We start from the raw sequence: 13,084 nt of genomic DNA on the forward strand, positions 1-13,084 counted from the left end.
AGAAATACTTCCTGCAACAAATTTAACTCTACACATTTATTTTGATAGATAATTTAGAATACAACACAGAGCGTGAGCATTTAATCATTCCCGAATACGGAAGACATATGCAGAAAATGATTAATTACGCCAAATCACTTGAATCAAAAGAAGAACGTAATAAAGTCGCAAAAGGCATCATTGCTGTCATGGGAAACATGCAACCGCACTTAAGAGACGTTCCAGATTTTCAACATAAACTTTGGGATCAAATGTTTATCATGTCTAATTTTGAATTAGATGCCGATTCGCCTTACCCAATTCCTACTAAGGAAATTTACGAAGAGCGCCCAGAGCCTTTAAAATATCCTCAGAATTTTCCAAAATACCGTTTCTACGGAAACAATATTAAAACCATGATTGATGTGGCAAACACATGGGAAGATGGCGAGCTTAAAGAAGCTTTAACTTATACCATTGCAAACCACATGAAAAAGTGTTTTTTAAATTGGAATAAAGATACGGTTGAAGATGCTGTGATTTACGATCATTTATACGAGCTTTCTGGAGGAAAAATTAACTTGAAAAATTCTGAAGAAGATTTATCAGATTCTACAAGTTTAATGCGCTCAAAAACTAAGTTTTCAGGCAATACCAATAGCTCTAAGAAAACCTATCAAAAGAAAAGTAATTCGAATAACCGACAAAGAAAACGCTACTAGTATTTCATGGGAACATTTATAATTGAAGGCGGACACCAACTAAAAGGAAGCATACAACCACAAGGCGCAAAAAACGAAGCTTTACAAATTTTGTGTGCTGTTTTGTTAACACCAGAATTAATTACCATCCATAATATTCCAAATATTGTCGATGTTAATAAATTAATTGAGTTGCTTAAAAAACTTGGTGTTAAAATAGAAAACATTGGCAAAGGCTCTTATACGTTTCAAGCTGATGAAGTTAATTTACCCTATTTAGAGTCTGAACAATTTAAAATAGATGGTCGCGGTTTACGTGGGTCTATCATGATTGTCGGGCCTTTATTAGCGCGTTTTGGTAAAGGGTATATTCCTAAACCTGGAGGCGATAAAATTGGTCGTCGTCGATTAGATACCCATTTTGAAGGTCTTATAAATTTAGGAGCCAAATTTAGATACAGTAAAGAAGAGCAGTTTTATGGTGTTGAAGCCGAAAAACTTAAAGGAACTTACATGCTGCTTGAAGAAGCTTCGGTTACAGGAACAGCAAATATTGTAATGGCTGCCGTTTTAGCTGAAGGGCAAACCACAATATACAATGCCGCTTGCGAGCCATATTTACAGCAGTTGTGTAAAATGCTGAATAGAATGGGCGCTAAAATTAGCGGTGTAGGCTCTAATTTATTAGTCATTGATGGTGTTGAAAGTTTAGGTGGCACCGATCATACCATGCTTCCAGATATGATTGAAATTGGAAGTTGGATTGGGCTTGCGGCCATGACAAAAAGCGAGTTAACCATTACCAATGTGTCTTGGCATGATTTAGGCGTGATTCCGGCAACTTTTAGAAAATTAGGGATTACTGTTGAAAAACGAGGCGACGATATTTTTATTCCAGCACACACAAACGGTTATGAAATACAAAGCTTTATAGATGGTTCTATTTTAAACATTTCTGATGCTCCATGGCCTGGATTTACTCCAGATTTATTAAGTATTATTTTGGTGGTAGCCACACAAGCTAGAGGCAGTGTTTTAATACATCAAAAAATGTTTGAAAGCCGTTTATTCTTCGTTGATAAATTGATTGATATGGGTGCAAAAATTATTTTATGCGATCCGCATCGTGCTACTGTTATCGGGCATGATTTTAAATCAACTTTAAAAGCAACCACTATGACATCACCAGATATTCGCGCAGGGGTTTCCTTATTAATTGCAGCACTTTCTGCAAAAGGAACGTCTTCAATACAGAATATAGAGCAAATAGATCGTGGTTACGAACATATTGATGAGCGTTTACGCGCCATTGGAGCGAAAATTACGCGTGTTGAAGATTAAGTAATCGAAAGGTTAAAAATGAAAATTTAAATGTAGTTACTTAGCTTTAAACGAATCTTTTTAAAAAAAAATATAATGACCACGTTAAGATGGTTTTAGGTAAAAAAAAAGCCCTTATTAAAATTTTAATAAGGGCTTTTTTTATGGTTTAAGGTTAAGGTCTACCTTTTAACCTTTTTTCAATTTTTTGTTTAATGACTGTTAATCGTTTCATTAAATCCATGATTTCAGGATCTTTTTCTTCTTTATAAATGGTATTTAAGCCTAGAATAAGGTCTTTTACTTCTCTAGATGATTCAATACGCTCGCTGGTTGTTTTAAAAGTGTGTTTGCGTTGTTCGAATTCTAAAGCGCGTTCTATAATCTCCATAGTATGTTTTTAATCTTTAATCAGTTTAAGGGTTGTAAAAAGACAAGTTCTTCTCACAATTTGCCAATATAATAAAATCTATTATATTTTTGTTTTTTATAGAGAATAATTATGTAAATTTTAGCACTTCAAAAAAGATATCACCTACTTTTTATGTTATTATAGCTTTTAAATTCCAAAAGATGATCTTCTTTAAACTGTTTTAGCGCATGTTTTTCGATTATTTTATCATGTTTATCGAGATAACTTCTTTTTATTTGGTCCAAGGCAAGTCTTTATAAATTGATTAATTTAGTCAATTAAGAATACATTATATAAATCCATTTATGAAGATGCTATTTTATCCGTTTATCCTATCGCTTTATTTGTTTTTTACGGCTTGTGGAGCTGATGATGTTTCCGGTTCAAAACCAGATGTAGAAGTCCCAGATGCTATTACAACTTTTTATTATGGAGCCGATTTGTCTTATGTTAATGAGATGGAAGATTGCGGTGCTATTTATAAAAATGATAGCGGTATGGCCGAAGATCCGTATAAAATTTTTAGTGATGCAGGAACTAATTTAGTACGTGTCCGTTTGTGGCATAATCCTACTTGGACTAACTATTCTAATTACGAAGATGTTAAAAAATCAATATACAGAGCAAAGCAGCATGGTATGAAGGTGTTGTTAGATTTTCATTATTCTGATTCTTGGACAGACCCCGAAAAACAAAAGATTCCAGCGGCTTGGGAAAGCGAGATGGAAAACAATGATGCTTTAGGAAAGCTATTATACGATTACACATATAATACTTTAAAGGATTTACATACCGCCCAATTGCTTCCTGAAATAGTTCAGGTGGGTAATGAAACAAATCCAATGATATTACAGGGCGACCATTTGGTTTGGCCAATTAATTGGGATAGAAATGCTTATTTATTAAATAAAGGCATCCAGGCGGTACGCGATATTTCAAAAGAGACAGATAAAAAAGTAGAAGTAATGCTTCATATTGCGCAACCCGAAAACGGGCTTTGGTGGTTTAAGGATGCTGTTGCAAATGGCGTAAACGATTTTGACTGGATCGGTTTATCCTATTATCCAATTTGGTCGGAGTACAAGCTAAATGATGTAGGGACTGCATTAACAGAACTAATAAGTACTTATAAAAAACGCTTAATGATTGTTGAAACAGCTTATCCTTTTACAATGGAAAATAATGATGCTGCAAATAATATTTTGGATAATACCGCGCTTATTTCAGGTTATCCCGCTACACAACAAGGACAATTAAACTACCTCAATAAATTAGCAGAAATTATTAAAAACTCTGGAGGAGAGGGCTTGGTGTATTGGGAGCCAGCTTGGATTTCTACCAAATGTAGTACACTTTGGGGCGAGGGGTCGCATTGGGATAATGCAACGCTTTTCGATTTTAATAATAAAGTAAATTTGGGCATGCAATTTTATAATGCTTCATTAAAAAAATAATAAAGATTAAATCCGTTTATAGAATGACTTTCAGTTCAAAATTAAATCGCTATTTAGTGCTATTTGCAATGGCTGTATTTTTTCCAAAGCACGAAATTATAGCGCAAACAAGAGCCATTACAACCTTAGAATCGGGTTGGAAATTTCAAAAAGGAGACTTCAAAAATGCTATGGAAGTTAATTTTGATGATTCGAAATGGCAAAACGTTTCAGTGCCTCATGATTGGGCAATCTATGGGCCATTTGATAAGGAAATTGATAAGCAGAATGTAGCCATTGTACAAAATGGTGAAAAAGTAGCTTCAGAAAAAACAGGACGTACAGGCGCTTTGCCACACATAGGAACAGCGTGGTACAGAACGCAATTTGATATTTCAGAATCCGATTTGTCTAAAAAAGTCATTTTGCTTTTTGAAGGAGCCATGAGTGAGCCTCAAATATTTTTAAATGGAAAAAAAATAGGAGAGTGGGCTTATGGATACAGTTATTTTTATTTTGATATTTCTGAATTCATTAAAAAAGGCAAAAACACATTGGCTGTACAATTAACAAATAAAGCTTTTGCTTCACGTTGGTACCCTGGAGCTGGATTGTATAGAAAAGTAAGTTTAATCACTAAAAATAAAGAAAGTATTAATCAATGGGGCACCTTCATTACCACGCCTTTTATTAGTAAAGAATCTGCCAAAGTTAATGTAAAAACGAAAGTTTCTGTTGAAAACGGCACTTTGGTAACTACCATTTTTAATGCAGAAGAAACTGCTTTAGGTTCAGATAAAAGTACTTTAGAATTTGGTCAGGAATTTGATCAAAACATCAAAGTTAAAAATCCTAATTTATGGAGTCCAGAAAATCCCTATTTATATAAGGCCGTTACACAGTTTTTTGTTGAAGGTGTGTTAAAAGATGAGGTAACCACGCGTTTTGGAATTCGAGAAATTAAATATGAAGCGAATAAGGGATTTAGTTTAAACGGTGAAGTCACAAAATTTAAAGGGGTTTGTTTGCATCACGATTTAGGCCCTTTAGGCACTGCGGTAAATATCGCAGCACTACGTAGGCAATTAGTTATTTTAAAAGATATGGGTTGTAATGCCATTCGCAGTTCGCATAACATGCCTTCTTTTGAGCAATTGCAGTTATGTGATGAGATGGGGTTCATGTTTTTAGCTGAAAGTTTTGATGAATGGGCGAAACCAAAAGTAGAAAATGGATATAATCGATTTTTTGAAGCCTATGCAGAAAAAGATATAGTAAATCTGGTTCATGCTACTAGAAATCATCCATCAATAGTGATGTGGAGTTCGGGCAACGAAGTACCAGATCAATGGGGTAATGAAGGTGTAAAACGCGCCAAATGGTTACAAGATTTATTTCATAGAGAAGACCCTACACGCCCTGTAACTGTTGGAATGGATCAGGTAAAAGCAACTATGGAGTCTGGCTTTGGTGCCTTATTGGATGTTCCAGGATTAAATTACCGTGTGCATTTATATGAAGAGGCTTTTGATAAATTTCCACAGGGGTTTATTTTGGGTTCCGAAACGGCTTCTACAGTAAGTTCAAGGGGGATTTATAAATTTCCTGTTGAAAAAGCTTCGATGAAAACCTATCCAGATTTTCAAAGTTCTTCTTATGATTTTGAATACTGTAGCTGGTCTAACCTTCCAGATGATGATTTTGTGTTACAAGATGATAAGCCTTGGGTTATTGGAGAATTTGTATGGACAGGGTTTGATTATCTTGGCGAGCCAACTCCTTATGATAATAGTTGGCCATCACGCAGTTCCTATTTCGGAATCTCAGATTTAGCAGGATTGCCAAAAGATAGATTTTATTTGTATAGAAGTCGCTGGAATACAGATGCGGAAACTTTACATATTTTGCCACATTGGAACTGGGAAGGACGCGAAGGAGAAAAAACACCAGTTTTTGTCTATACCAACTATGATGCTGCCGAGCTTTTTGTTAACGGAAAAAGTATGGGGATTCAAAAAAAGAATCCTTCTACACCACAAAACAGATACCGATTAATGTGGATGGATGTTATTTACCAACCAGGGAGTATAAAAGTAGTGGCTTTTGATAAAACAGGACATCCTGTTGCTGAAAATGAAATTAAAACAGCAGGAAAACCGTATCAAATTGTTTTAAAATCAGATAGAAAAATAATAAAAGCCGATGGTAAAGATTTAGTTTTTGTTGAAGTTGCTGTGGTTGATAAAAACGGAATTCCATGCCCAACAGCAACCAATCAATTACAATTTAAGGTTTCAGGAAACGGTAAGTTTAGAGCGGCTTGTAATGGCGATGCTACGTCTTTAGAACTATTTCATTTACCAACGATGAAACTGTTTAGTGGAAAATTAGTTGTTTTGGTAGAGTCGACCAAGGTTGCAGGACCAATGGAATTACTCGTCTCTGGAAAAGGTTTACAAAAAGGCCGTTTGAAATTGCAGGCAACCCATTGATTATTTCTTTTAAAATTAAAGCACTTGGTGTGAAAGCTGCTATTTTAATTTATACATTTATTTAATTTCTTATTAAAACAATGTTTAACAGTTAAAAACAAACATCTCATGAAACACATCTTATTTTTAGCTTGCATTTTAATTTCGGTAAGTGCCTATTCACAGACTGAAAAGGAACTTATTGGTAAATGGCATTTAATTGGTTTTACAACGCCCGAAGGCAACAAAAAAAGCATACAAGAAGAGTTTGGTACAACAGAGGTTTATCAAATTTTTTATAAAGATCACGTTTTTGTAAGTACGATTGGCGATGAGGAGTACTCGGGCACATGGGAACTTAAAGATAACAACAAAGAATTAGAGATTGAAACAGACGATGGACCGCTTAGATTTCATGTTGTTTATGCCGACAAGAAAAAAAGAACCATTTCAAACGGAATGTTAGGGACTTTGGAATACGTTAGAGCAGCAAATGAGTAATTGTTAAATACAATGCTTCTTTTAAATTATAACACTAGTTAATCTTTTTAGCTAGTGTTTTTTTATGTAGTAAATAGGTGTATAGTTTGTGTTAGCTAAATTTTTACCATAAAAAAAGAGGCTCTCATTACAAGACCCCCCTTTCTTAGTCAACCAAACCAAATTAAATTATTTTTTAACTAATTTTTTAACCGTACTGTAGTTGTTTGCATCGGTAACACGAATAATGTAAACCCCAGTTTTTAAATGACTTACGTTTAATTGGTCGTTAGTTAATGATTTTGTTTTTAAAACTTGTTTACCCATAACATCAAAAATGCTAACTTCTGAAATAGCTTGAACACCTTTAATAGTTACATGAGAACTTGCAGGGTTAGGGTAGATAGCGAAATCTTTAGTATCAAAAGATTCAGAACTTAAAGATGGATCAAAAGTAAAAACAACACTATCGATAACAAGGCTCTGATCTACAGATGGTCTACCTGAAGCAGTTGGATTGTTAGAATCAGCAACTCTAATTCTAAAAAAGTTTGCATCACCTGTCCATGCAGCAAATTCAGTCAAGTTAATTTCAAAAGTTTGAAAATTTGAACCGCTTGTTAATGGATATGTCATTGTGTTATTGGTTACATCTGTTCCGGCAGTAATTGCTAATTGATCTGTAGATGCTTCTTCACTTTTTAAGATTATAGTTGCTTTATTATAAGATCCGGTAGGAATAGGAAAATCAAATAAATTAAATCTAGCCCATTGATTTGCTGTAAGTGCTAATGTAACTTGTCCGCCAGTATGCGAAGACACACTAACCTGTGGATCTACTGTCCAGCCTTCTAAATCATTATCTGTATCAAAAGTAAAGGCATAATCAAAACTAGGGTTAATTACAAAATTAGCTGTCACTGTTTTGTCAGTATCCATTAGAATGTTATCAGGGTTAGTTGTCCCTGTTAAATCACCACTCCAACTATCAAAATTCCAATGAGTTGAAGCATTTGCTGTAAGTGTTTCAGTATCGGTAGGATCATAACCTAGCTTGTCTAAAGTTCTAGCTACAGTTCCAGCTCCAACAACATTAACAGTAAGTACGTTCCCTGCAGGTGGAACGTATGTTAAAGAAACATCATCCACTTGAATAGCAGTGCCATTAACATTGTTTTTTATGAAAATTCTTGCACTAATAGTGCCTGTTCCAGAAATTGTGAATGTTTGTTCGACATATTCCCATGTCCCATCGTTCATTATTGTATAATTAACTCCATTTATATTTGAAGTGGTTCCATTATCTCTTATTTGCGGTAGTGTATTAACATCTTTATCTCCTTTAACCCAGTAGCTAAATAAATAATCACCAGCCGCTAATCCTGAAATGTTCACACCTCTAACTTGACTGTTAAATGATCCATTTGAAACAATTTTGTATGAAGTTGAACCATCTGCAGTGTGTGAATCTGCAGGTGATACTATACCTTGTCCTGTACCAGCATTATTATCTGACCAATCTGTGGCATCAACAAATGTGGGATTGGACAGAAGGTTTTGAGTAAACCCAAATAAAGGGATAATTGCTAATAATAAAAATGTAATTTTTTTCATGATGTTCGAATTTAGTTTAATATTAAAATTTTAGTGTAATAATGTGTGCCATTGGTTAGTTGGGCTTTAAGAATATATGTACCGTGTTCTAATGTTGGCCATCGTATGCGTGTAATGTTTTTTGAGGGATTTGAATAAATTAAGTTACCATTTAAGGTATACAGTTCAATGGAATTTATAGGTTGATTACTTTTAATGTTAATATAATCTGTTGAAGGATTAGGGTACACTTTTATAAGTTCCGATTTATCATTATCCTTTATGCTTAAAGTATTGCCTAGTAATGCATCTTTTACACCTTTAACCCAAGTTCTTGTAGGTTCAATATAGATGGTTTTTCCAGATTTATGTCCTGCATCCCAAGCGGTAAACGAGAACCCTAAATCGATGGCTTTTTGAGCTAAATATTGGTGATATAAAACTCGAGAAGCTTCTTCAGGCCCTCCAAAATCACCATAAGTGTTTTTATTGTAATTGAATCCCCCTTCATTATCTGCGCCAAATTCACCTAAATAAATGGGGATGTTTTTGTCTGTAGACCATGTTTTAACGGCTCCGAAATTGGTGTCAATTTCAGCTTTGTCAGCAGGGGTACCCCAATCATAATCATTATGATTTTCACTAGCAGAAGCCGTAAAATCTCGTGGCCAATAATAATGAAAGGTTGCTATTAAATAGTTATCCATATTCAAAACCTGATCACTAATTTGTAATGGTGCTTCAAATGAATTTTTGCCTCCTCCGGTAATAATAATATTTCGGTAACTGTTCTTGCCGCCTGTAGATCTAATAATGTTTATTATATCTTCATTTAAGATGTCCATTTCATTAGCACTCAGACTAAAATATGGCTCGTTTACGACCTCAAATACTAAATTTACGGAATAATCTTTAAATCTGTTAGCAATTGATAACCAAATAGTTCTGAATTTCTCATTATCTGCAGCTCTTTTTGCTGATGTAGGATGTGTATAGTAAGGTGCGTCTTTACTTTTCTTACTAAAAGTGTGCAGAAACTCATCTTTTAAGGTATTTCCATGAAAATCTAAAACAACAATTAAGTTTTCATTTAAAGCCCAGGTGATTACTTCTTCAATACGGTCTAAATAAGCAGGGTTTACAACATAATCTGAAGCTGTTCCTGTATAATTAGCAGAAGTATTTTCAGCTTTTGAATAGACAGACGTGTCTCCAGTGGTTCTATCTCCAAAGAAATCCATCGGGATTCGTACTGAAGTAAATCCGGCACTAGCGACGTCTTCTACATAGGTTTGGGTTAATGCAGGTGCCCAATTACCTTCTTTAGGGGCACTTAAAACATTCCCAATGTTAATGCCTCTACCCATTTTCTCAATCATCTCTTGAGGGGTAGTTTGTGCGTAACTCAATAATTGAATTACAAATACGATCAAAAACATTGGAAAGTGTCTCATGTGCAAGCTGCTATTAATTGCTTAGTAATTCTTTACCCTTTTTACGTGCTTTCATTTGGTCTTTTGTAAGCACTTCTTTAAATAGTTTCTGACTGTATTTTTTTATAATGGCTTTGTTATCGGCTTCATAGGTGCCTGCTTCTCTTGCATTTTCTAATTCTCTGGAGCGATTAATAAATAAAAGTTTTACTTCAAATCTTTGCGCTTCGCTAAGTGCTTGCGATCGGTCTCCAGTAATAATTTGTGTGTTTATTTCTTCTACTTTTTCATTTGCCTTTTCTATGACTTTATCCGATTGAGCGAATCCAGAAAAGGTTAGTAATAAGAATAGAGTAGTAGCGATTTTTAGTTGCTTCATTTGTTTTGTAGTTTATTAGTTTCGTTTTAGTTTTTGTAAAATTAGAAATCTAGGTCTCTAATGGGGTTTGATAATAGTCTGAAAAGGTTTGAAAATCGTGAAAACCCTATTTTTACTGGTGTAACGAGAGGTTTTTTAGAGCTATTAAATTTGATGTTTTTTTTAATTTTCAATTAAAACCATCAGTTTTTCTTAGGGAATAGTCGCCATAATCCGTCTACATTTTCTTGTAAAATCACTTCAGGATCGCCTCCTTTTACATGGCCTAAAATTCCAAAAGGGCCTTTGTAATTTAAATCCAATAATTGCTGAATCATCTCTTTTTCAAGATTACCATCACCAATAGTTATAATTTTCGGACCGTCTTTTTTCATGCCATTTAAATTAACACACCATAAATAGGGCATTAACAATTTTATATGTTTAGGGTAGTTTTCTAAATCGTGATGGGCATGATGAAAATTAAAAACCACACCTAAATTTTCGTTAGGAAGTGCCTTTATAATTTTTAATTGATTTTCGGTTTGTCCAGCCCAACCACCATGATTGTAAAGGGCAATTTTACAGCCTAATTTTGATGCACGATTAGATAAATAGGATACCATGCTTACAGCATCATCTAAAGCTTCAGCATCCGATAAATTTTCAAAATGTTTGGGATCGAATCCTATCCAGATTTGTGTTTTTAAACCAACGGCTTTTAAGTTTTTAAAAACAGCTTCGTTTTGGTCTCGTAATGCATTTGGTTGGTCTTTGTCCAAGTTTAAATACAGCCACACCGCATCAATTTTTACATTTTCGGCTTGAGCAAGTTCCCATTCTTCCTGCATGGTTGGTATATGTCTTGGCCTATTTCCGTAGCCATAACGCTCAAAACCTAAATGTTTCAGCATGTCGATACGGGCTTTTGGACTTCTTTCTTTTACATCGAAACCTACAATAGACCAAGGGACAAGCTTGCTTTTTTCAAAAGGGTAACGACCTGTGTTTTCCTGTTTAGAAGTTTTGCAACTCCAAAAACTAATAATTAAAACGATTAAATACAGCGTTTTTTTCATGTATGCTTAGTTTGTTTTTATTAGTTTTTTAGTGACAGACCTTGTTTTTAAAAGATAAATGCCGTTTGGTAAATGACTTAAATCTAAAGTTACCGTATTGGTGTTTCGTTGATAATTGAAGTTTTGCTTCTGTCCTAAAACATTATAAAGGGCTAGATTATTTACATCTAAATCATTATAACGAATGCTAAGCTCATTTCTAAAAGGATTTGGGTAAATAGCGATTGTATTTAACTTTTCTTCATTTATAGATAGAGAGGCGTTATATTCAATGGCGCCTAAATCTGGTTTTGCGTCTCTATTGCTTCCAAAGTAATCATCTGTTGGCGCATAAGTGATATTGCCCATACTAATGGCAGGCGAATTTGCATCCAAACTAAAGTCGTAATCGTTAGCATTATAAGTACCGGCATTAACAAACAACGGGTTTGCTATTTTGGTGTTACTAGCTATGTTTTTTATATCGCTATCTTCATTCACAGTACCATTAATTCCAAAAATAAGATTGTCTGAAACTTCTAATTTCGTTGTTCCTCCAGCAGATAAGGCATAACCGCCCCAATCGGTATCAATTACCGAAATATTATTAATCATTTTTATGTCATTGCTGCTTTGCGCACTAATGCCAATATTATTCCCTTTTTGCGTTTGTCCGGCATAGGTCACTGTATTAGAATATGAATTCATATAACAGGTATTGTTTATAAAATCGATGCGATAACCATCGTTTGAATGTACACCGCTAAAGCCATTCCAATAGCACAGGTTGTTAGCTACTAAAATGCGCCCGCTACCATTAATCCAGCCACTTGTATTGTTTCTTTGAAGTGAAATGCCTTTACCTTCATCGATTCTTGGGGTGATAATGGTTTTTGTTGGTGCCCAAGAATACTGCTCATTATAATTATGGTGAATGGTATTTCTTAATATTTGAACACTAAAATCTGAAGTTCCAATAGGTTCCGTTTTTGTTACTACCAATGCATGGGTGCCAGAATATGATTTTGCCGAACAACGGTAAATTTCATTTTCTAAAATTTCTACAAAATTGCTATCCGAAACGCGTAAACTGCCTCCAGGGGTATGATGAATTTTAGTGTTTCTAATTATAATATTCGAGCATGTACTTAGGTATAAGCCACGAGTGTCAATGTAAGAAGGTCTTACCACGTTTAAGTTGCTAATATCGGTGTAGTTATCCGTTTCTTCAACCACATTATCGTTGTCGTTGATTTCATCTTCATTTCTGTATCTTACATCATTTACATTAGGATTTGTTGCTGTTCCAATCAATGAACTATCATCAATTAGATAGGCGAACTGTAAGGCATGTGCTGTACTTAAAGGAATGTTATCTACTTCGCCTTCTATATTGAAACCTTCAATAATTAAATAAGAACTACTAGTTACCCTAAAAATATTTGCGCCATCTCCCTTTAAAACGGTATTGGCATCATAAGGTTTAATGGTGATGTATTGCCCCGCAGAACCATTTAAATTATTAATTCTTACGGTATTTTCAGAATGCCAAAGATGGGCATCGCTGGTGTTTCCAGAATAGGAATAATTAGGGTTGTAGCTCGTGTTGGTATAGGTGCCTATTACAAAAACGGTATCTCCGGGTTGAACATTGTTTTGAATTTCACTGAAGGTTTTAAAAGGTGATGATGCACTGGTGCCAGAATTGGTGTCATCTCCAGCCATGCTTACATACCAGTTGGTTTGTCCAAATAAAGGAAGTTGCAGACTAAAAGCAAGTAGCAAACAAATAAAAGTAGTATTAGAATTCATGTAGTTAGTTTTAGTTATTTCAAATCTACTTGCA

At 34.6% G+C, this 13,084-nt stretch carries 11 protein-coding genes; 5 read left to right on the forward strand and 6 right to left on the reverse strand.

Annotated features, from left to right (window positions below; genetic code table 11):
* Positions 1-41 precede the first annotated feature (41 nt).
* Both H6X70_RS11740 and murA read left to right on the forward strand, forming a co-directional pair.
* Entirely contained in the window at positions 42-701 is a 660-nt protein-coding gene (locus H6X70_RS11740; RefSeq protein ID WP_194767883.1) for a DUF4290 domain-containing protein, read from the forward strand.
* A 6-nt stretch (positions 702-707) separates the two neighbouring features.
* Positions 708-2,021, forward strand: a complete 1,314-nt coding sequence (gene murA / locus H6X70_RS11745; RefSeq protein WP_194767884.1) for a UDP-N-acetylglucosamine 1-carboxyvinyltransferase — start codon at positions 708-710, stop codon at positions 2,019-2,021.
* A gap of 154 nt (positions 2,022-2,175) precedes the next feature.
* On the opposite strand, the gene H6X70_RS11750 is transcribed toward murA, so the two are convergent.
* Entirely contained in the window at positions 2,176-2,391 is a 216-nt protein-coding gene (locus H6X70_RS11750) for a hypothetical protein (protein WP_194767885.1), read from the reverse strand.
* Between the two features lie 326 nt (positions 2,392-2,717).
* Between H6X70_RS11750 and H6X70_RS11755 the strand changes: the two genes are divergently transcribed.
* From H6X70_RS11755 to H6X70_RS11765, 3 genes are all read left to right on the forward strand, one after another.
* Positions 2,718-3,866, forward strand: coding sequence for an arabinogalactan endo-beta-1,4-galactanase (locus H6X70_RS11755; protein WP_228530345.1), 1,149 nt, complete (start codon positions 2,718-2,720; stop codon positions 3,864-3,866).
* Positions 3,867-3,934: 68 nt separating this feature from the next.
* The gene (locus tag H6X70_RS11760) at positions 3,935-6,337 is read left to right on the forward strand and encodes a DUF4982 domain-containing protein (protein WP_194767923.1); all 2,403 of its coding nucleotides are present in this window, start codon (positions 3,935-3,937) and stop codon (positions 6,335-6,337) included.
* 108 nt (positions 6,338-6,445) lie between these two features.
* Positions 6,446-6,817: a lipocalin-like domain-containing protein gene (locus H6X70_RS11765; RefSeq protein ID WP_194767886.1), complete on the forward strand. Its 372-nt coding sequence runs from the start codon at positions 6,446-6,448 to the stop codon at positions 6,815-6,817.
* Between the two features lie 168 nt (positions 6,818-6,985).
* Here the strand turns inward: H6X70_RS11765 and H6X70_RS11770 are convergent, their stop codons facing one another.
* From H6X70_RS11770 to H6X70_RS11790, 5 genes are all read right to left on the reverse strand, one after another.
* Positions 6,986-8,410, reverse strand: coding sequence for a T9SS type A sorting domain-containing protein (locus H6X70_RS11770; protein ID WP_194767887.1), 1,425 nt, complete (start codon positions 8,408-8,410; stop codon positions 6,986-6,988).
* 11 nt (positions 8,411-8,421) lie between these two features.
* Complete coding sequence (locus H6X70_RS11775; RefSeq protein ID WP_228530347.1) at positions 8,422-9,828, reverse strand: cellulase family glycosylhydrolase; 1,407 nt, start codon at positions 9,826-9,828, stop codon at positions 8,422-8,424.
* 28 nt (positions 9,829-9,856) lie between these two features.
* Positions 9,857-10,201, reverse strand: a complete 345-nt coding sequence (locus H6X70_RS11780; RefSeq protein WP_194767889.1) for a hypothetical protein — start codon at positions 10,199-10,201, stop codon at positions 9,857-9,859.
* A 182-nt stretch (positions 10,202-10,383) separates the two neighbouring features.
* Positions 10,384-11,259: a sugar phosphate isomerase/epimerase family protein gene (locus H6X70_RS11785; protein ID WP_194767890.1), complete on the reverse strand. Its 876-nt coding sequence runs from the start codon at positions 11,257-11,259 to the stop codon at positions 10,384-10,386.
* A gap of 6 nt (positions 11,260-11,265) precedes the next feature.
* Positions 11,266-13,050, reverse strand: coding sequence for a T9SS type A sorting domain-containing protein (locus H6X70_RS11790; RefSeq protein WP_194767891.1), 1,785 nt, complete (start codon positions 13,048-13,050; stop codon positions 11,266-11,268).
* Positions 13,051-13,084: the final 34 nt, after the last annotated feature.

The organism is Tamlana sp. I1 (assembly GCF_015355625.1).
In the GTDB taxonomy this organism is placed as follows: Bacteria; Bacteroidota; Bacteroidia; order Flavobacteriales; family Flavobacteriaceae; genus Pseudotamlana.